The organism is Bordetella sp. BOR01, from assembly GCF_019218885.1.
In the GTDB taxonomy this organism is placed as follows: domain Bacteria; phylum Pseudomonadota; class Gammaproteobacteria; order Burkholderiales; family Burkholderiaceae_B; genus Bordetella_A.
This window is the reverse complement of the sequence record NZ_JAHUWT010000002.1, coordinates 928,030-947,721: the sequence shown is the minus strand read 5'-3', so window position 1 is coordinate 947,721 and position 19,692 is coordinate 928,030. Positions and strand designations below refer to the sequence as shown.

The 19,692-nt window shown below is 66.3% G+C and carries 21 protein-coding genes; 11 read left to right on the top strand and 10 right to left on the bottom strand.

What is annotated here, in order from left to right:
* Positions 1-16 precede the first annotated feature (16 nt).
* The 9 genes from nusB to KW845_RS12200 all read right to left on the bottom strand — a co-directional run bounded on the left by nusB (position 17) and on the right by KW845_RS12200 (position 8,440).
* Positions 17-523, bottom strand: a complete 507-nt coding sequence (gene nusB / locus KW845_RS12240) for a transcription antitermination factor NusB (protein WP_218369486.1) — start codon at positions 521-523, stop codon at positions 17-19.
* Complete coding sequence (gene ribH, locus KW845_RS12235; RefSeq protein WP_218369485.1) at positions 495-1,022, bottom strand: 6,7-dimethyl-8-ribityllumazine synthase; 528 nt, start codon at positions 1,020-1,022, stop codon at positions 495-497. The genes nusB and ribH overlap by 29 nt, the downstream gene beginning before the upstream one ends.
* Positions 1,019-2,209 carry a bifunctional 3,4-dihydroxy-2-butanone-4-phosphate synthase/GTP cyclohydrolase II gene (gene ribBA / locus KW845_RS12230; RefSeq protein ID WP_218369484.1) on the bottom strand — a complete coding sequence of 397 codons (1,191 nt, stop codon included), beginning with the start codon at positions 2,207-2,209 and terminating at the stop codon, positions 1,019-1,021. Before ribBA ends, ribH begins: the two co-directional genes overlap by 4 nt.
* 68 nt (positions 2,210-2,277) lie before the next feature.
* Positions 2,278-3,060 (bottom strand): FadR/GntR family transcriptional regulator, encoded by a 783-nt coding sequence (locus KW845_RS12225; RefSeq protein ID WP_218369483.1) that lies wholly within the window; start codon positions 3,058-3,060, stop codon positions 2,278-2,280.
* A gap of 78 nt (positions 3,061-3,138) precedes the next feature.
* Positions 3,139-4,008, bottom strand: a complete 870-nt coding sequence (locus tag KW845_RS12220) for a fumarylacetoacetate hydrolase family protein (RefSeq protein ID WP_218369482.1) — start codon at positions 4,006-4,008, stop codon at positions 3,139-3,141.
* Positions 4,009-4,065: 57 nt separating this feature from the next.
* Entirely contained in the window at positions 4,066-4,758 is a 693-nt protein-coding gene (locus tag KW845_RS12215; RefSeq protein ID WP_218369481.1) for a substrate-binding domain-containing protein, read from the bottom strand.
* Positions 4,759-4,786: 28 nt separating this feature from the next.
* Complete coding sequence (locus tag KW845_RS12210; RefSeq protein ID WP_218369480.1) at positions 4,787-6,958, bottom strand: molybdopterin cofactor-binding domain-containing protein; 2,172 nt, start codon at positions 6,956-6,958, stop codon at positions 4,787-4,789.
* On the bottom strand, positions 6,955-7,431 hold the full coding sequence (locus tag KW845_RS12205) for a (2Fe-2S)-binding protein (RefSeq protein WP_218369479.1): 477 nt from the start codon (positions 7,429-7,431) through the stop codon (positions 6,955-6,957). The genes KW845_RS12210 and KW845_RS12205 overlap by 4 nt, the downstream gene beginning before the upstream one ends.
* A 25-nt stretch (positions 7,432-7,456) precedes the next feature.
* The gene (locus KW845_RS12200) at positions 7,457-8,440 is read right to left on the bottom strand and encodes a tripartite tricarboxylate transporter substrate binding protein (RefSeq protein WP_255592572.1); all 984 of its coding nucleotides are present in this window, start codon (positions 8,438-8,440) and stop codon (positions 7,457-7,459) included.
* Positions 8,441-8,684: 244 nt separating this feature from the next.
* Here KW845_RS12200 and KW845_RS12195 point away from each other — a divergent pair, with 244 nt between their 5' ends.
* The 7 genes from KW845_RS12195 to KW845_RS12165 all read left to right on the top strand — a co-directional run bounded on the left by KW845_RS12195 (position 8,685) and on the right by KW845_RS12165 (position 15,730).
* Complete coding sequence (locus KW845_RS12195; protein WP_218369478.1) at positions 8,685-9,500, top strand: HAD-IIB family hydrolase; 816 nt, start codon at positions 8,685-8,687, stop codon at positions 9,498-9,500.
* A complete protein-coding gene (locus KW845_RS12190) occupies positions 9,497-10,312 on the top strand; it encodes an IclR family transcriptional regulator (protein WP_218369477.1) in 816 nt (271 codons plus the stop codon). Before KW845_RS12195 ends, KW845_RS12190 begins: the two co-directional genes overlap by 4 nt.
* Before the next feature lie 164 nt (positions 10,313-10,476).
* Positions 10,477-11,481, top strand: a complete 1,005-nt coding sequence (gene phnD, locus KW845_RS12185; protein ID WP_218369476.1) for a phosphate/phosphite/phosphonate ABC transporter substrate-binding protein — start codon at positions 10,477-10,479, stop codon at positions 11,479-11,481.
* 2 nt (positions 11,482-11,483) lie between these two features.
* Positions 11,484-12,254 carry a phosphonate ABC transporter ATP-binding protein gene (phnC, locus tag KW845_RS12180; RefSeq protein ID WP_218369475.1) on the top strand — a complete coding sequence of 257 codons (771 nt, stop codon included), beginning with the start codon at positions 11,484-11,486 and terminating at the stop codon, positions 12,252-12,254.
* The gene (gene phnE / locus KW845_RS12175) at positions 12,242-13,114 is read left to right on the top strand and encodes a phosphonate ABC transporter, permease protein PhnE (RefSeq protein WP_218369474.1); all 873 of its coding nucleotides are present in this window, start codon (positions 12,242-12,244) and stop codon (positions 13,112-13,114) included. Before phnC ends, phnE (KW845_RS12175) begins: the two co-directional genes overlap by 13 nt.
* A complete protein-coding gene (gene phnE, locus KW845_RS12170) occupies positions 13,111-13,935 on the top strand; it encodes a phosphonate ABC transporter, permease protein PhnE (protein ID WP_218369473.1) in 825 nt (274 codons plus the stop codon). Before phnE (KW845_RS12175) ends, phnE (KW845_RS12170) begins: the two co-directional genes overlap by 4 nt.
* Before the next feature lie 151 nt (positions 13,936-14,086).
* A complete protein-coding gene (locus tag KW845_RS12165) occupies positions 14,087-15,730 on the top strand; it encodes a CYTH and CHAD domain-containing protein (RefSeq protein ID WP_218369472.1) in 1,644 nt (547 codons plus the stop codon).
* Positions 15,731-15,755: 25 nt separating this feature from the next.
* On the opposite strand, the gene ftsY is transcribed toward KW845_RS12165, so the two are convergent.
* Positions 15,756-16,922 carry a signal recognition particle-docking protein FtsY gene (gene ftsY / locus KW845_RS12160; RefSeq protein ID WP_218369471.1) on the bottom strand — a complete coding sequence of 389 codons (1,167 nt, stop codon included), beginning with the start codon at positions 16,920-16,922 and terminating at the stop codon, positions 15,756-15,758.
* Positions 16,923-17,003: 81 nt separating this feature from the next.
* Between ftsY and rsmD the strand changes: the two genes are divergently transcribed.
* Genes rsmD through KW845_RS12140 form a run of 4 tightly spaced genes read left to right on the top strand, consistent with a single transcriptional unit; the run spans position 17,004 to position 19,662 of the window.
* Positions 17,004-17,585, top strand: a complete 582-nt coding sequence (gene rsmD / locus KW845_RS12155) for a 16S rRNA (guanine(966)-N(2))-methyltransferase RsmD (protein WP_218369470.1) — start codon at positions 17,004-17,006, stop codon at positions 17,583-17,585.
* Between the two features lie 57 nt (positions 17,586-17,642).
* Positions 17,643-18,149, top strand: a complete 507-nt coding sequence (gene coaD, locus KW845_RS12150) for a pantetheine-phosphate adenylyltransferase (RefSeq protein ID WP_218369469.1) — start codon at positions 17,643-17,645, stop codon at positions 18,147-18,149.
* Positions 18,150-18,208: 59 nt separating this feature from the next.
* On the top strand, positions 18,209-18,460 hold the full coding sequence (locus KW845_RS12145; RefSeq protein WP_218369468.1) for a YfhL family 4Fe-4S dicluster ferredoxin: 252 nt from the start codon (positions 18,209-18,211) through the stop codon (positions 18,458-18,460).
* On the top strand, positions 18,457-19,662 hold the full coding sequence (locus tag KW845_RS12140) for a benzoate/H(+) symporter BenE family transporter (RefSeq protein WP_218369467.1): 1,206 nt from the start codon (positions 18,457-18,459) through the stop codon (positions 19,660-19,662). Before KW845_RS12145 ends, KW845_RS12140 begins: the two co-directional genes overlap by 4 nt.
* Positions 19,663-19,692: the final 30 nt, after the last annotated feature.

Genomic DNA, 19,692 nt, shown 5'->3' with positions numbered 1-19,692 from the left:
ATGGCGCCGGCCGGCCTTAGCGGCGCTGCGACGGGGCTGCCTGCACCTCGGCCGCGCGTACATCGGCGGCCAGCTTGTCGAGTACGCCGTTGACGAACTTGAAACCGTCGGTACCGCCGAACGACTTGGCCAGTTCGACCGCTTCGTTGATGGCTACCTTGTAGGGCACTTCAAGGTGATGGACCAGTTCATAGCTGCCGATCAGCAGAATGCCGTGCTCGACCGGCGACAGCTCGTTTAGCGGACGGTCGATATAGGGCGTGAAACGCTCGCGCAGGCCGGCGGCTTCGCGCAGCACGCCATGCAGCAGCGTCTTGAACCATTGGGCGTCGGCTTCGGAGAAGTCGTCGGCGTCGCGCAGGTGCGCATCGATCTCGCCGGCGTCTTGCGTGCCCTCGCCGCCGCGCAGCAGCCAGGCGTACACCCCCTGCAGCGCGAACTCGCGGGCGCGGCGGCGCGCGCTGCGGGCGCTGGCGCGCGCCTGCGCCGCGCTATCAGCGGCGATCGGTTTTTTCGTCGTCAAAATCTTCGTCCTCGTCTTCGTCTTCGTCGTCTTCTTCTTCGGGTTCCAGCGCCGCCACCAGGTTGGCCATCTCGACCGCCACCTGGGCGCAGTCGCTACCCTTGCCCGCGGCGCGGGCCTGCGCCTGTTCGTCGGTATCGACCGTCAGGACGCCGTTGGCGACAGGAATGCCGGTTTCCAGCGAAATGCGGGAAATGGCGCGCGCCATTTCATTGCTGACCACCTCGAAATGATAGGTTTCGCCACGGATGACCGCGCCCAGGGCGATCAGGGCATCGAATTCGAACGTTTCGGCCATGTGCGACAGCGCCACGCCCATTTCGAGCGCGCCGGGCACGGTAACCACCATGACGTCGCGTTCGTCCACGCCCAGTTCGCCCAGTTGCTGCAGGCAGGCATCGAGTTCGGCCTGGCCGATCTCTTCGTTGAAGCGGGCGCGCACGATGCCGATGTGCAGCCCTTCGCCGTTCAGGTCGGGGGTGAGGATATAAGGATTCATGTGTCGGCCTTGGAAGGGGTGGCGGAGGTGGAGGGGTCGCAATCGTAACCCGTAATGGTGAGCGAAAAGCCCGTCATGCTGGGCATCTTGCGCGGACGGGCGAGCAGGCGCATCTGGCCGACATTCAGGTCGCGCAGGATTTGCGCGCCGATGCCATAGGTGCGCAACCCGTAGCGGTCGCCGTCGCGGGCGGCCTGCTGCGGGTCGGTACCTGCCCAGCCGGCGATCTGCTGGAACAGGTGCTCGGTGGACGACTGGCAGTTCATCAGCACCACCACGCCGGCCGGAGCCTGGGCGATGGCCTGCAGCGCACGCCCGACGCCCCAGCTATGGGCGGTGGCGCCGGTATCGAGCGCGTCCAGGATAGAGGCGGGCTCGTGCACGCGCACCAGGGTCTCGCGTTGCGGATCGATGGTGCCATGCACCAGCGCCAGGTGGGCCGAGCCGCTGGCCGTGTCCTGGTAGGCCACGGCGCGGAACTCGCCCCAGGCGGTCTGCATGCTGCGGTCGCCCACGCGCTTGACGACGGACTCGTGTTCGCTGCGGTATTGGATCAGGTCGGCGATGGTGCCGATCTTCAGGTTGTGCTGGCGCGCGAACTCGACCAGGTTGGGCAGCCGTGCCATGGTGCCGTCAGGGTTGAGGATCTCGCAGATGACGGCGGCCGGGGTCAGGCCGGCCATGGCGGTCAGGTCGCAGCCGGCTTCGGTGTGGCCGGCGCGCACCAGCACGCCGCCGGGCACGGCCCGCACCGGGAAGATGTGGCCGGGCTGGACCAGGTCGCCGGGCTTGGCGTCGCGTGCCACCGCCACCTGGATGGTACGGGCGCGGTCGGCCGCCGAAATGCCGGTTTCGACGCCGACGGCGGCTTCGATGGACTGGGTGAAATTGGTGCCGTATCGGGTACCGTTGCGGCTGGCCATGAGCGGCAGCTCGAGCTGGCGGCAACGGTCTTCGGTCAGCGTCAGGCAGACCAGGCCCCGGCCGTACGTAACCATGAAATTGATGGCCTCGGGCGTGACGAACTCGGCGGCCATGACCAGGTCGCCTTCGTTTTCGCGGTCTTCTTCGTCGACCAGGATGACGATACGCCCGGCGCGCAGTTCGGCGATGATCTCGGCAACCGATGCGATACCGAAGGATTCCGGAGCGGCGCCGGACGCAATAGAGGCAAGCGGGGCAGGCATGGGCAGAGGCGGGTGCGGGAAAACCTTGATTTTACCGCCCTTCAGAGGGGGTGGGGCGTGCCTGTTGCTCAGGTGCCGAACATGTTCTTGCGGATTTGTACCAGGTGTTCGGTGATCAGCCGGCGCGATTCGTGCAGGTCGCGGTTCTTCAGCGCCTGGACGATGGCGCCGTGCTGCTGCATGTACTGGCGGTGCCTGTCGGGGGTGTAGCTGCGCTCTTTCAGTACGCCCCAGCCGCCGTCTGTGCGCGCCTTGCCGACCAGGTCCATGATGTGGATGAACAGGGAATTGTGCGTGGCCACGGCAAACAGGCGATGCAGTTCGTGGTCGAGTTTCTCGAATTCGGCCATGGTCTGCGCTTGCTCGGCACGGCGCAGGCATTGTTCCATGGCGTCGAAATCGTCGGCATGCGCGTTGCGCACGATCAATTCCGGCATGACGGGTTCGAGGCAAATGCGCGCCTCGATCAGCTCGGCCGGGCTGGCCAGCTTGGGAATGCTTGACGGGGCGGCCAGGCCGGTGGACACCGGCTGCACGAAAGTACCGCTGCCGCGGATGCCGATGATGCGGCCCTCGGCCTCGAGTTGCTTGAGCGCACGGCGCACGGTTCCGCGGGATATGCCGAATTGCTCGGCCAGCAGGCGCTCGGCGGGCAGCCGGGCGCCCGGCGCAAGGCTGCCGCTGGACAGTTGCTCGCGCAGATACTGCGTGAACCGCTTGGCGGCCTTGGATCCCGGGGCCGGGGCAAGCGGTGCCGCGACGGACGCAGGATGCGCGGGGTCGATGGCTGCCGGGATGTCTGGTGTGTTGTGTTCTACAGGAACAGGCGAAAGCGCGTGGCTACTGTTCATGACGTTCACACAGGTGACTTGTTCTTTGCATGGGCGTGCCGCCGCGGGCAGGTGGGCGCCCGGGGCGGCGTAGGCACACTATACCTTGAACACGTTCTCGATGTGGCCGATGCCCTGGATCTCGACCCGGACGGTATCGCCGTTTTTCAGGAAGCGCGGCGGGTCCATGCCCATGCCCACGCCTGCAGGCGTGCCGGTGGCGATGACGTCCCCGGGGTATAAGGTAATGCCGCGCGAGCAGTTCTCGATGATGGTGCCTATATCGAAAATCAGGTCGCGCGTATTGGCCGACTGCCGCACTTCGCCATTGACCAGGCAGCGGATATCGATATTCCCGGCGTCCAGTTCGTCGGCCGTGACGATCCAGGGCCCCATGGGGCAGAACGTGTCGAACGACTTGCCCAGGTGCCATTGGCGATGCCGCTGCTGCACGTCGCGCGCGGTAACGTCGTTGACAATGGTGTAGCCGTAGATGTGGGCCAGCGCGTCGGCGCGGGCAATGTTCTTGCCCTGCTTGCCGATCACCACGCAGAGTTCGGCCTCGTAGTCGATGTCCGAAGAAATGCCTGCCGGCAGGAGCACGTCGTCGGCGGGGCCCACGACCGATTCGGGCACCTTCGAGAAAATGATGGGCCAGGCCTCGCCATCTTTGCTGTCCTTGAAGATGGAGCCGGACAGCTCATTGGCGTGCTCATGGTAATTGCGGCCCACGCAGAAGACGTTGCGCGAGGGCCGGGGCACCGGCGCGCGCAGGCGCACGCCGCTCAGCGGCTGGGCGGCCCCGGCCTGGCGCGCGAGATCGGCCAGGGGGATCGGCGCGGTGATCAGGGGCAGGATGCCTGCGTTGGCATCCACGCCGTCCAGATCCAGGGGCTGAATGGATTTGCCGTCATCCGACACGATACCGATACGGGCGACGCCCCGCTCTTCGTATGCTGCTAGCCTCACGTTGATTCCTTTTTCATTGAAGATGGTCGACGCCTTGCGCGGCATCGATGATTCGGTTCACACCTCGAATCCATGCGCGTTCTTGTAGGCGTCCAGGCTGCTGTCGGTCAGCGCGTCGATCAGCTTGCGCGCCAGTGGCGCCTGGTGGGCACCGGCCGTCACGGCGGCCGTGTACACCGTATCAAGTTCGCAGCCCTCGGGCAGCAGGCCCACGGCCTGAACGCCCGGGCTATACAGTATTTCGGTGATCTGGGTGCAGCCCACGGGGTGGCCAGCCGCGGCCGCCATGGCCTTCATGGCCGTGGCGCCGTTGGGAAACTCTTTGATCTTGGCCGCGATGTCATCCAGCACGCCCAGTTGCTGGAACACCCGCTTCATGTGTATGCCCGCCGTGGACCGCTGCATATCGGGCACATAGACGGCGTCGGCACCCAGCAAGGCCTGCCCGAACGCATCGGCGGTGTCCACCGGCACTGCCGGGTTGCCCGCCTTGACGCTGACGCCGGTGCTGACCACACCCAGGTCGCGGATGCTGTCGGGCAGTACCTGGCCGGCGCTGGCCAGGTCATCGACCAGCTTGCGCGACAGGATCACGATATCGCAGTCCGCGCCCGCCAGCAGTTTTTCTTTCATTGCTCCCACGGCGCCGAACTCGCCGGCGATCTGGCAGGCGGCCTCGGACTCGAAGCCCGCCCGCACATGCTCGACCAGGCCCAGGGCAGCGCCCCCACTCAGGATAAACAGCTTCATTCATGCTCCTTCACGTTGTACTTCATGCCTATGCCTCGATGGCGTGCGCGATATTTTCGAAATCCAGCGGCAGGACCGCGACACGCATGCCCATTGCATCGCGCACGGCGTTGCCGATTGCGCCAGCGGTCGGCCCCAGCGAGGGTTCTCCGGCGCCGGCCGCGGGCTGGTCGGGCCTGGACAGTATCCGCACCTGCACATCAGGAACATCGCTGAACCGCAGGATCGGGTACTTTTCCCATTCGTCGTCCACCAGCTTTTTGTCGCTGAACCGCGCCTGCTCGAGAATGGCCCAGGAACAGGCCTGGATGGCGCCGCCTTCTATCTGCTGCACCACGCCGTCCGGATTGATGACTTCGCCGACGTCGACGGCAATGAACAACTCATGCACGCGCACCTTTTCGGCCACGGACACCCGGGCAACGACGGCACAGTAGGCCCCCTTGTTCTTATAGCGCGCGTAGCCCATGCCCCACCCGGAATTATCGGCCCCCCCCTGCCTGCGGTTCCAGCCGCTCATTTCCCGCACGGCATCGATGACGGCGACGGCCCGCGCATCGGACAACATGCCCAGGCGGTAGTCCGCCGGATCGATGCCATGGTCGAGCGCAATATCATCGACCATGGCCTCGATGGCGAACACATTCGCGAATGCCCCCAGGCAGCGCAGCGAAGACGTGCGTATCGGCATGTCGATGACGCGGTGCGACGACAGCGCGCTGCACGGGATGTCGTAGCAGGGAATGATATTGCGCTCGGCTCCCCCGCCCGCCGCGATGGGTGCGTTGATGGCCGACAGCCTTGGGCTAGGATTTTCCTGATGCCAGCTGCCCAGCAGCGTAGGCGTGGGCGCCCGCCCGGGCCGCAGGCTATGGCCGGGGCCCCAGGCATCGGCACGCCAGTCCAGTATCCGGCCTTGCGCATCCACGTCCACTTGCAACTGCAGCGATATGGGCGGGCCCTGCGGTGCCCAGCACAGCTCATCGGCGCGCGACCACTGCACCCGTACGTTGCGTCCCGGCGCGTGCAGCGCAAGCCAGGCGGCATCGAAGGCGACGTCGTCGGCACCGTTCTGCCCGTAGCACCCGGCGCCCGGCACGTGTTCGACGATGATCCGCTCGTGCGCCATGGCCAGCGCGACGGCCAGGTCGGCCCGCAGGTTGTAGATGCCTTGCGCGTGCGTCCATACCTTCAGCACATCATCGTCCGTGCAGGCATACGCGCAAGACGGCCCGATGGAAGCGTGCTTGATGAAGGGCTTGAAATAATCGCCCGTGTACGTCTTTGCAACGGCCCTGCCCGATGTGTCGCCCGGCACCTGCTGGTTATAGGTCTTGGTGTCGCAAGCCTGGCGGCGCAGCCAGGCCGGCAGCTCGTGCTGGACGGGCAGGCAGGCCGCTTCGCGCCACTGCGCCGACGCCGCCAAGCGGTCTAGCGCCAGGCAAGCCACGTGCTCGTGTTCGGCCAGCACACCCACCAGCGAACCGCTTCTTACGACCTGGACCGCGCACGCCAGGCCCTGCACCGCCCCTGCATCCAGGTCCAGCAGTTCTGCATTGATCGAGGGCGGGCGCAGCATGCGGCCATGCAGCAGGTTCGGCGGCGACATATCGTGGATGAAACCAAAGCGTCCATGCACCTTGTCGGCCAGGCCCAGTGCCGGCGCGCCGGGCTGCATCGCTTGTCCCGCTTCGACCGCCAGCGGCGCCGCGCCACCCTCAGCGGATACGGGCTCGACCGGCACGTCCAGGTTCACCTGGCCTGCCAGGCTCCAGTAAGTGCCCTGCTCGGCCTGGGCGACCAGGAAAGCACCCTGGCGCACACGCACCGCCGCCATGTCCACGCCCGCCGCGCAGGCAACGTGCCGGGCGAACAGCCGCCGCACCTGTCCGCACACCATTCTGAGCGACATTCCCGAGTGCTGGATCGACAGGCTGCCTGATGTGATCGACTCGTCGGGACTGATGCCCGTGCGGACCGGCGCCATCCTGATGCGGTCCAAAGGCACCGCGAGCGCCTGCGCCGCAATCTGCGCCAGCGCGGTCAGGATGTTCTGCCCCAGTTCGACTTTGCCCGACCGGATGCATACGTAGCCGCCCTCTTCGGCATGGATGCTCAGCCACGTGGACAGCGTGGGGTTGTCTTTCAGGCTGACGGGCATGCCGTCATCGGAAGAGAGCGGCGCAAAGGCGTCTTTCATGATCCGCCCCCGTCGCCGCTATCGGCTGCCGCGTCGCTTATTGCGCGGATCACGCGCAAATGGCTGCCGCATCGGCACAGATTGCGGTCCATGTGCTCGCGTATCTGCCTGCCGTCGGGCGCAGGGCAGCGGGCCAGCAACCCTGCTGCCGCCACCACCATGCCCGACGTGCAGTAGCCGCATTGCGCCGCGCCGTGCTTGATGAAGGCGCGCTGCACCCGGGCGCCGGCCGGGTGCCGGGCCAGCCCTTCCACCGTCAGTACCTGCTTGCCGGCCACCGACCACAAGGGCGTGTTGCACGCATAGACGGGTACCTCGTCGACCAGCACCATGCAGGCGCCGCAATTGCCTGCGCCGCAGCCAAAGTGCGACCCCTTCAGGCCGAGCTCGTTGCGCAGGATATCCAGCAGCAAGCGTTGGTCTTGCGCATCGATCTCGTGCCGCGCGCCGTTGATATGGATGGCCGTTGACATCTGCTCGCCTCGTGTCATGGCCGTGTCAGGGCTGCACCATATTGGCGTCCAGGGCGATCTTGCGCAAACGCTCGATGTCCTGCTGCAGGTAGGTCTTGAAGGCCTGCGGGTCCATCACCATGGGGGCGACGCCATCCTTCATCCATTGCTGCTTGACCTCGGCGCTGCCGGCGATCTGGCTGATGGCCTGGTTCAGCTTGCTGACCACCTCGGGCGGCGTGCCCTTGGGCGCCAGCATCCCCAGCCAGATATTGGCCTCGTAGCCAGGCAGGCCGGCCTCGCTGACGGTGGGAATATCCGGGAATACGGGCGAGCGTTCCTTGCCGGTCGTGGCCAGTGCCTTCACGCGGCCGTCATCGACGAATGCCTTCATGGTGGCTGTCGCGTCGAACATGTAGTCCACTTCGCCCGCGGCGACACCTGTGCGGGCCTGGCCGCTGCTTTTGTAGGGAACGTGCTGCACATCGGTTTTCGCCATGGAGCTGAACAGCTCGCCGGCGATGTGGTACGGCGTGCCGATGCCCGAGCTCGCGTAATTGAGCGCGCCCGGCTTCTGCTTTTCGAGCGCGATCAGGTCTTTGACGCTGGATACGTCCAGGCCCTTCTTGGTGACCAGTACCAGGCTCGCCTCGTTGATCGGCGCGATGGGCTCGAAATCCTTCATCAAGTCATAGGGCTTGTCCTTGAGCAGGGTCTCGTTGACGGTCTGCGTATTGGACATGACAAGCAGCGTGTAGCCATCAGGCTGGGCGCGCGCCACAGAGGCCGTGCCGATGACCCCGCCCCCGCCCGGCTTGTTCTCGACCACTACGGACTGGCCAAACCGCTTCTGCAACTGATCGCCCAGGTAACGCGCATAGACATCGGCAGATCCACCAGCACCAAATGGTACAACGATGGTGATGGGCCGCTGGGGGTAATCTTTGGCGGCATCGGCAGCCGCCGCCTGCGTGGCAGCAAACCCCAGCTCGACCGCCAGAATGAACGATGTTAGGCGTTTTTTCTTCAAGATGTGTCTCCTCGATTATTAGAATCCTGGTGGCGCCGCGCCATGCGATGCACGGAAACAGAGCGTACCAATAAAGAACCAACTTGCAAATTTATTTTTGAATTGGTACCTATATTGGTTCACCAAAAACAGGGAAGAAAATCCCGGCCGCCGGCGTGCACACCACTACCCGATGTCTTGGCCCCGGTGCGCGAACGCTAAACTCCGCCCAGGAGAAACCCGCCAGAACTCAACAAGGATCCCCATGCAAGCACTTGCAGCCATGCCTGCTACCGTTGCTGCGGCGGTGCGCATCGTGCTCACCGATATCGACGACACGCTCACCACCGAGGGGCGCTTGCCTGCCGGCGCCTATGGGGCGCTGGAGCGGCTGGACGCCGCCGGCATCCAGGTCATACCCATCACCGGCCGTCCGGCCGGCTGGTGCGACCATATCGCCCGCATGTGGCCGGTGCGCGCCGTGGTGGGCGAGAACGGCGCCTTTTATTACGCGTACGACCGGGCCGCGCGCCGCATGAGGGCGCATTACTGGGCCGACGCGCAAACCCGTGCGCTCAGCCGCACCCGGCTGGATGCGATCCGCGATCGCGTACTGCGCGAGGTGCCGGGCGCCGCCGTGGCCAGCGACCAGGACTACCGGGTGGCCGACCTGGCGATCGACTTCTGCGAAGACGTACCGGCGTTGCCCGACACCGCCGTCAGCCGCATTGTGGAGATCTTCCAGGAAGCCGGCGCGCAGGCCAAAGTCAGTTCGATCCACGTCAACGGCTGGTTTGGCGACTACGACAAGCTCACCATGACCCGCACGCTGTTCGAGCGCGAACTGGACCTGGACATCGAGCAGGTCCTGGACAGCTGCCTGTTCATCGGCGATTCGCCGAACGACGAACCCATGTTCGCGTTCTTTCCCATATCGGTCGGCGTGGCCAATATCCAGGCGCTGCTGCACCGGCTGTCCCGCCGCCCGGCCTATGTGGCCGCCCACCATGGTGGCGGCGGCTTCGTCGAAATGGCCGAGCGCCTGCTGCAGGCCCGCGGCGCCACCGGAGGGCAACCATGACGGCCGCCAGCACGCCCGCACCCCGCCCCACCGATGGCCGGCGCAGCATCCAGTCGGTGGAAGTCGGCTTTCCGCTGCTGGCCGCCCTGGTCAATGCGGGCAAGCCGCTGACCCTGCGCGACCTGGCCAGTGCGGCCGGCATGACTTCGGCCAAGGCGCATCCCTACCTGGTCAGCTTCATCCGGGTCGGCCTGGTGCAGCAAGATGCCGTGACCGGCCAGTACGAGCTGGGGCCGTTCGCCCTGCAGATGGGCCTGGTCAGCCTGCAGCGGCTGGACCCGGTGCGCGTGGCCATGCCCGAGATCGCCACGCTGCAATCCAGCATCGGCCACACCCTGGGCATCGCCGTACTGGGATCGCACGGCCCCACCATGATCCACATGACCGAGGCCAGCTACCCGGTACACGTCAACATGCGCAAGGGCACGGTGATGTCCATGCTGCACACGGCCACCGGCCTGGTCTTCGCCGCCTGGCTGCCGCCCAAGGTCGCCGAGCACTATATAGACCGCGAAGAAGGCGACACGGCCGTCATCGCCGGCCAGCACCCGCCCCGCAAGGTTGCCTACGCCGACATCGAGGCCCGCCTGGCCGATATCCGGGTGCATGGCATGGCGCGCGCGATCGGCAACCCGTTGCCGGGGGTGGACGCCTTGTCGGTGCCGGTTTTCGACAGCACTGGCGGCATCGTGCTGGCCCTGACCAGCCTGGGCCCGTCGGGACTGTTCGATGTGGCCTGGGACGGCACCATCGCCAAACCCTTGCTGGCCTGCGCGCGGGAAATTTCCCGCAAACTGGGTTACCGCACATAAATACGCGGTTTTGCGCGAAACGAAAACAAATCGAAAAGAACGAAAGCGACACGAAAACAACGCGAAAACAAAAACAGGTGATTTCCCGGCTGGGCGGTTTCGTTTTTTTGTGTTTGAATATTTGAGTCCTGTCATATTCGAACACTCAAAAAGGAGACGCAATCATGCAAGCCCTGCGCCTGCTGCAAGCGACCGCCGCAATCGCCCTGGCATTCGGCCTTCAGTCCGCCCATGCCGCCGACACCTGCTCCAACCGGGGCGACCTCGACCAGATGTATTGCGACGCCAATAAAGACCTGGTCGCCGATACTCCCACCGACGCCGACAAGCTCAAGACGCCGTCCACGCTGGTGTTCACTTACACGCCAGTCGAAGACCCGGCCGTATACGCCAACATCTTCAAGCCGTTTACCGAATACCTGAGCGATTGCACCGGCAAGCGCGTGGTGTTCTACCAAGTGCAAAGCAACGCCGCCGAAATCGAAGCCATGCGCTCGGGCCGCCTGCACGTGGGCGGCTTTTCAACCGGCCCCACGGCCTATGCGGTGAACATCGCCGGCGCCGTGCCGTTCGCGGTCAAGGGCTATGCCGATGGCTTCCAGGGCTACAACCTGATCGTCATCGTCAAGAAAGACAGCCCCTACCAGAAGCTCAGCGACCTGAAGGGCAAGAAACTGGCCCACACGTCGCCTTCGTCGAACTCGGGCCACATGGCGCCCGTGGCGCTGTTCCCCAAAGAAGGCCTGGTGCCCGACAAAGACTACAAAGTCATTTTCTCGGGCAAGCATGACCAGTCCGTCATGGGCGTGAACTCGGGCGACTACGACGCCGCCGCCGTGGCATCGGATGTCTTCCATCGCATGGCCGAACGCGGCCAGGTCAAGGAAGAAGACTTCCGCATCATCTACACCAGCGAGAAATTCCCGACCTCGTCGTTCTCGTACGCACACGACCTGGAACCCAAATTCCGCGACCAGATGCTGAAGTGCTTCTACGACTTCCGCTTCCCCGCCGAAATGAAAGAAGCCTTCGATGGCGCCGACCGCTTCTATCCGGTCACGTACGAAAAAGACTGGGCCATCGTGCGCCAAGTGGCCGAATCGGGTGGCGAACGCTTCAACCGCGCCGCGTATGACCGCGAAGCCGCCAAGAGCAAGGGCAAGCAGTAAGCATGGCAACATCTCTACGCATTGCCGGCCTGGTCAAGGAATACCGGGCCGGCAGGCCGGTGCTCAACGGCATCGACCTGCACGTCGAAGGGCAAGGCCTGACGGCCATCATCGGCCCGTCGGGCACCGGTAAAAGCACGCTGCTACGCTGCGTCAACCGGCTGATCGACCCCACCCGCGGCGAAATCGTGCTGCAAACCGAGGCCGGCACGGTCGACCTGGCCGCCATCCGCGGCACGGCGCTGCGCCAGGCGCGGCGCCGCATCGGCATGGTCTTCCAGGAATACAACCTGGTCGAACGCCTGACCGTCATGGAAAACCTGCTGACCGGGCGCCTGGGCTACACCAGCGCCTTCAAGGCCTGGAGGCGGCGCTTCGAGCCCGACGACATCGAACGCGCCTACCAGTTGCTCGACGTCGTCGGCCTGGGAGGCTTCGGCGACCAACGCGCCGACGCCCTGTCGGGCGGCCAGCGCCAGCGGGTAGGCATTGCACGCGCCCTGATGCAGCGCCCGCAATTGCTGCTGGCCGACGAGCCCACGTCTTCGCTCGACCCCAAGACCTCGGTCGAAATCATGGAGCTGCTGGTCGCGCAAGGCAGCGCCAATGGCATTCCGGTGCTGGTCAACATCCATGACGTCGAACTGGCCCGCCGCTACGCCAGCCGCATCGTCGGCATGTCCGGCGGGCATATCGTCTACGACGGCGACGGCCAGGGCCTGGACACCGCCATGCTGAAGACCATCTACGGAGGCGAATCGTGGCTGCAGTAAAGCGCCGCCCGTTCGCCCTGTCGTGGCAGGCCAAGCTCTGCGCCGTGCTGGTGTTCGTGTACGCGCTGTACGCGGCCGGGCAGCTCAACTTCAGCCTGGACCGCTTCCACAGCGGCCTGGGGCACGCCGCCAACCTGCTGGGCCGCATGTTCCCGCCGCATATCCAGCAGCCCGACACGCTGCTGCAAGGCCTGACCGAAAGCCTGGAAATCGCCGTGCTGGCCTCGGTGCTGGGCATCGCGCTGGCCCTGCCCATCGGCCTGCTGGGTGCCCGCAACCTGATGCCGGCCTGGGCCTCGTGGCCCGCGCGCGCCATCGTGGCGCTGTGCCGTTCGCTGCATCCGGTGATCGTTGCCATCCTGTTCGTCAAGGCCGTCGGCTTTGGCGCGTTGGCCGGCATCCTGGCGCTGGCCGTGGCCTCGGTGGGCTTCATCGGCAAGCTGTTCACCGAATCCATCGAAGAGATCTCGCTCAAGCAGGTCGAAGCGGTACGCGCCACCGGCGCATCGTTCGCCAACGTGATCGTGTTCGGTGTGCTGCCGCAGGTGTTCGCCCGCTTCATCGGCTTTGCCACCTACCAGTTCGATTCGAACCTGCGCAATTCCACCATGGTGGGCATCGTGGGGGCCGGGGGCATCGGGGGCACGCTGTTCTCGGCCTTCCAGCGCTTCGACTACGACTTCGTGGCAGCCATCCTGATCACCCTGATCGCCATCATCATGCTGGGTGAACTGCTGGCGCGCTTCGTGCGGGCCGTGTTCCTCGACAACCTGGGCTTCGACACCATCCTGCAGCGCCGCTTCGACGCGGCGCGCGGGCTGGGCGGCAAGCCGCTGGCGCGCCCGGGGGCAGACGAATGACCGCGCACGCCACCGCGCTGGCCAGCGCCGGCTATCCGCGCACCTGGCAACGCTACACCATGGGGCAGCGGCTGCTGCGCTTCGCCCTTTACCTGCTGGTGGTGGCCGCCATCGTGCAGGCGGTGCGCAGTGTCGAGATCATCCCCGAGTTCCTGTACGACGCCCCCGAGCAGATGGCCGACCTGCTGGGCCGCATGTGGCCCATCGACTGGTCGTACTACTTCGAAGGCGTGCATGGCCCGCTGATGGAAACCCTGCACATCGCCACGCTGGGCACCATCCTGTCGGTGGGGCTGGCCGTGCCGGTGGGGCTGTTGGCGGCCAACAACCTGACCCCCAACCGGCTGGTGAACCAGCTTGCGCGGCTGATCCTGGTGTCCAGCCGCTCGGTCAACTCGCTGGTGTGGGCCCTGCTGTTCATCGCCATCTTCGGACCGGGCCCGCTGGCCGGCACGCTGGCCATCGCGTTCCGCTCGATCGGCTTCGTCGGCAAGCTGGTGGGCGAAGCCATCGAAGAGGCCCAGCGCGGTCCGGTCGAGGCCTTGACGGCCACCGGCGCCAGCAAGGGCTCGGTGCTGTGGTATGGCTACTGGCCGCAGATCCGGCCGGCGTTCTGGTCCATCGTGCTGCTGCGCTGGGACATCAACGTGCGCGAATCCGCCGTGCTGGGCCTGGTTGGCGCGGGCGGCATCGGCATGGCGCTGGACACGGCAATGAACCTGTTCCAGTGGGATCGTGTCGCCCTGGTGCTGGCCGCGATTTTCGCGGTGGTGGTGGTGGCCGAAGTCATCATCACGCAGGCGCGCAAGCAGATCCTGTAGGCAGGCCCATGGTGTCATGGCGCCCGCACAGCGCGGGTGCCTGACACCGCCGGCCGCCACGCCGCCGGCCTTGATGAACCTTTTATGACTAGTCATCAAATGGCCGGCCTGTCTTGGCTACTATCGATGGTTTCAGCGTCGGTCGTGGACCATGTCAGAACAAGAACTGAAATTGCATGTCCCGGCCGTGGCTCGCCGGGCAGTACAACAGGATATCCGCCAGGGCAATGCCAGCCGCATCCGGCTGCGCGCCCTGTATTTCGACACCCCAGGCCGTGAATTGGCGCGCGCGCGCATTGCGCTGCGGCTGCGCCAGGAAGGCCGCGACTGGGTGCAGACCCTGAAAATGCCCGGTGCCGACGCCATTACCCGCGTCGAGATCAATCACGCCCGGCCGGGTCCGGTGCTGGACTTGTCGGTTTATGCCGGCACCGAAGTCGAGGCACCGCTGTCGGCCATCAAGGGCGAACTGGGCCTGTGCTACGAAACCGACGTGCAGCGCCTGCTGCGCCAGGTGCGCAGCCGCCACGGCACCATCGAGCTGGCCTACGACACGGGCGTACTGCGCGCCGGCACGCTGGAACTGCCGATTTCCGAACTGGAATTCGAGCTGATGTCGGGCCGCCCTGCCGCCATTTTCGCTGTGGCGCGCCGTTGGCAGCAGCGCCACGGCCTGGTGCTGGACGCCCGCAGCAAATCCGAACGCGGCGATGCGCTGGCCAGCCTGGCCCGCGAACTGGCCGCGCTGGACGCCGACGATCCCGACGCCCAGGTTCGCCGCGGCACGGCCATCACGCGCTTCTGGGCACCGCGCGGCGCCGCCGCCGTGACGCTGGACGACACCCTGACGCCGGCGCAGGCCATGGGCCGCGTTGCCGCCGAATGCCTGGATCAGGTGGCGCGCAACGCCGCCGTGCTGGCCGAGGTGGATACCCTGGGGGTGTATCCCGCCGGCCAATCCGAACACGTACACCAGTTGCGCGTGGGCATGCGCCGCCTGCGCTCGGCCTGGCGCCTGTTCGATGGCTGGACGGCGCCTCCGCCTGCCACCGTGCTGCAAGGCGTGCGCACCCATTTCGCGGCGTTCGGCCAAAGCCGCGACCAGGATGTCCTGAACGAAACCGTCACCCCGGTACTGCTGCAAGCGGGTATGCCGGTGATCACCTTCGAGGCGCCACCCGTCGATATCGATGCCCAGGCGATCGCCGCGGGCAAGGCCTTCCAGGGCTGGCTGCTGGACGCGCTGGAATGGAGCCTGGACGTGCAACCACCCTCGCCGGCCAGCGCGCCAGAGCCCATGGCGGCATCCGACACGGCGCCCGAACCCGCGTTCCGGCTCGATGGCAGTGCCACCGCCCCCGCCATCACACCCACCATCATTCCCCTGGCTACCGAGGCCAAGCCCCAGCCGCTGCACAAGCTGCTGGGTAACCGCCTGCATCGCTGGCATGCCAAGGTGGCCGCGCAAGGCAAGGACTTTGCCACGCTGGACATCCCGGCGCGGCACGACCTGCGCAAGCGCGGCAAGCGCCTGCGCTACGGGCTGTCGTTCGCGGAATCGCTGTTGCCGAAGAGCCGGCTGCGCGGCTATCGCAAGCTATTGTCGGAAGTGCAAGACCGGCTGGGCGAAATCAACGACCTGGCCATGGCCAAAGACTATTACCAGGCATGCGTGGGCACGCATCCGCAGGCCTGGTTTGCGCTGGGCTGGATCAGCGCCCGGCTCGACAAACTGATAGCCGAAGCGCAACAGGCGTTCGACCGCCTGGCCGACACCAAGCCGTTCTGGAAATAGCCGGCGCGGGCCCGCGCCGGCCCGTTCAGTCGGCCAGCAGCGCGGCCGCGAATTCGTCGGCCATGAAGGGCTGCAGGTCTTCCATGCCTTCGCCCACGCCGATCCAGTACACCGGCACCGGGCGCACGCCCTGGCTGCCGGCAGCCACCGCGGCCAGCGTGCCGCCCTTGGCGGTGCCATCCAGCTTGGTCACCACCAGGCCCGTCAGGCCGATGGCGGCATCGAAGGCCCGGATTTGCGCCAGCGCGTTCTGGCCGGTATTGCCGTCGATCACCAGCAGCACCTCGTGCGGCGCGGCCCCATCGGCCTTGCCGATGACACGGCGGATTTTCCTCAGCTCTTCCATCAGGTGCAATTGCGTCGGCAAGCGGCCGGCCGTATCCACCATGACCACCCCCGCGCCGCGCGCACGGCCGGCATTGACGGCATCGAAGGCCACGGCTGCCGGGTCGCCGCCTTCCTGGGCGATGACACTGACGTTGTTGCGGCTGCCCCATTCGATCAGTTGTTCGCGCGCCGCCGCGCGGAAGGTATCGCCAGCGGCCAGCAGCACGCTGGCGCCCTGGCGCTGGAAGGTGTGCGCCAGCTTGCCTATGGAGGTGGTCTTGCCGGCGCCGTTGACGCCCGCAATCATCACCACCAGCGGATTGGCGCGGCGCAGGTCGAATGTACGTTCGAGCGGCCGCAGGTGGTCGGCCAGCACTTGGCGCAAGACCGATTTCACCTGGGCTGCGTCTTCGATACGTTCTTTGCGCACCCGCGCGCGCAGCGCGGTCAGCAGTTGTTCGGTGGCCTCGAGTCCGGCATCGGCCATGATTAGCGCCGATTCAAGTTCTTCGAACAAGTTCTCGTCGACCTTGACGCCTACGAACAGCCCACCCAGGCTTTGCCCGGTGCGCGACAAGCCTTGCTTGAGCCGGCCCAGCCAGGATGCTTTCTTGGCGGGTTCGGGGGCTGGCTCGGGTGGCGCCGCGGAGGGCTGGGCTACCGCGGGCTGCCCGGCGGCGGCATCGCCCCGGGGCTCGACCTCCGCAGGAACATCGGGAACATCAGGGGCCTCGGGGGCCGGGGCAGCCGGTACAGGGTCGGGAACAGGCGCATCGGCCGGGCCTGGCGGCGCATCCGCCTGCGGCGCGGCGTCGGGCTGCGCGGGGGTGGCGGGCGGGGATTTTTTCTTGAAGAAGCGGAACATGGGCGAGAGTATATTCCCATCGCCGCGCCGCGAGCCGGGCTTGCGCGGGCCGGCTACTATTCGCGCAGGAGGTCTGTTTTCTTGAAGAAACCCAACACGAGCAGCAAGCCTATCCGCATCGTGGCCGGCCAGTACCGGCGCACGCCCATCACCGTGCCCGACGTACCGGGCCTGCGCCCCACGCCCGACCGGGTGCGCGAAACCCTGTTCAACTGGCTGGCCCACCTGTGGGGTGGTGAATTCGCCGGCAAGCAGGTGCTGGACCTGTTCGCCGGCAGCGGGGCGCTGGGTTTCGAGGCGGCTTCGCGCGGCGCCGCGCAAGTGCTGCTGGTCGAACACGACCGCACGGCGGTAGCCGCCCTGCGCACGCTGCGCGACAAACTGGACGCGGGCACGGTGCGGGTGCACGCCGGCGAAGCCATGCAGGTCGTCCAGCGCATGGACGCCTCGCGCTTCGACCTGATCCTGCTCGATCCGCCCTTCGGCCAAGACTGGCTGGCGCGCCTGTGGCCGCTGTTGCCAGGCATCCTGACCGAATCCGGACTGGTCTACGCCGAGTCCGAGGCGCCCCTGGACCCGCCCGCCGATTTCGAGATCGTGCGCCACGATCGGGCAGGCGCCGTCCACTATGGATTGCTTCAATTTGCTGCAATGCGGAAATAAGTCAATAATCCGGAGTTCGGAGGAAGGTATACGCCAGTTACAAGGATCGGAGCCAGCATGATTACCGCCGTCTACCCAGGTACGTTCGACCCGCTAACCCGCGGCCATGAAGACTTGGTGCGCCGCGCCGCCTCGCTGTTCGACAAGGTGGTGGTGGGCATCGCCTACAGCCGCAACAAGAAGCCGTTCTTCAGCATCGAAGAACGCGTCGAAATCGCCCGGGAAGTCCTGGGCCACTACCCCAACGTCGAAGTGCAAAGCTTCGCCGGCCTGCTCAAGGACTTTGTGCGCGAGCAGAACGGCCGCGTCATCGTGCGGGGCTTGCGCGCCGTATCCGACTTCGAATACGAGTTCCAGATGGCCGGCATGAACCGCCACCTGCTGCCCGAAGTCGAAACCATGTTCATGACCCCGTCGGACCAGTACCAGTTCATCTCGGGCACCATCGTGCGCGAGATCGCGCAACTGGGTGGCGACGTCAGCAAGTTCGTGTTTCCTTCCGTCGAGCGCTGGCTGCAGGCCAAGGCCAAGGAACACCGCGAACAATCCTGGCCGGCAGGCTGAGCCGGCCGCCTTGGACGGCGGCGCTACAATGACAGCGATCCCGCCGCTATACCCTTGCCATGGCTCTGAAAATCACCGAAGAATGCATCAATTGCGACGTGTGTGAGCCGCAGTGCCCCAACGAGGCCATCTCGATGGGGCCTGACTACTACGTCATCGACCCCGATCGCTGCACCGAATGCGTGGGCCACCACGACGAGCCCCAATGCAAGGTGGTCTGCCCGGTCGAGTGCATCGAACTGCATCCCCAATGGCACGAAGGGCAAGATGCCCTGATGGCCAAGTACCGCCGGCTGACAGGCACCTCGTGAGCCCTCCCGAGGCCAGCCTTTCCGCGCCGCTGCGCCAGCCGCCCGCGCGCGACCTGTCTGTCTCGGCGGTGGTGGCCGGCCTGGTGGCCGTGCTGGTCAGTTTCGGCGGCACCGCCGTGCTGATGGTGCAGGCCGGCCATACCGCGGGCCTGGATGCCGCGCGCATCGGCTCGTGGCTGGGTTCGATCTGCCTGGTGCTGGGCCTGGGCGGCCTGGTCATCAGCGTACGCAGCCGCATGCCGGTGGTGCTGGCCTGGTCCACCCCGGGCGCCGCGCTGCTGGTCACGGCGCTGGCGGGCGTGCCGTTCGACCAGGCCGTGGGCGCGTTCGTATTGGCCTCGCTATTGACGCTGGCATGCGGCCTGTTCGGCTGGATCGACCCCATCATGCGGCGCGTGCCCGCCGAGATCGCCAGCGCCATGCTGGCCGGCGTGCTGCTGAACTTCGGCCTGGGCATTTTCACGCGCATCGGCGAACAGCCGGCCCTGGTGCTGGCCATGTGCGCGGCATACCTGCTGGGCATGCGCTGGGCACCCCGCTACGCAGTGCTGGCCGTCATGGCAACCGGACTGGGCGTGGCGCTTGCGGCCGGCCAGCTGCGGCTGGACGGCATCGACTGGCAATTGACCGAGTTTGTCTGGACCACGCCGGCATTTTCGTGGTCCGCCACGGTCAGCGTGGGCATTCCGATTTTCGTGGTGGCACTGGCCTCGCAGAACCTGCCGGGCCTGGCCATCTTGCAGGCGGCCGGCTACCGCCCCGCCGCATCGCGCCTGGTGGCCGCCACGGGCGTGCTGGGGCTGGTGGCCGCCCCGTTCGGCGCGCACAGCGTCACGCTGGGCGCCATCACCGCGGCCATCTGCACCGGCCCGCAAGCCCACCCCGACCCGTCGCGCCGCTATATCGCCGGGGTCACCTATGGACTGGCCTATGTGTTGCTGAGCGTGGTGGCCGGAGCGGTGGCGGTGTTTTTCCAGGCCTTGCCGGCGGCCCTGATCGCCGCCCTGGCCGGGCTGGCCTTGCTGGGCGCCATACTGGGCGGCCTGGCCGGCGCCATGGCCAACCCGCAGCGGCGCGAGGCCGCCCTGATCACGCTGCTGGCCACGGCATCGGGCTTCAGCGCCTGGGGCATCGGCTCGGCGTTCTGGGGACTGGCCGCGGGGCTGCTGGCCCATGCGGTGCTGGAATACCGGCGCCGCTAGGCGCCTATTGGCTGCCGCCCGGCTGGCTCG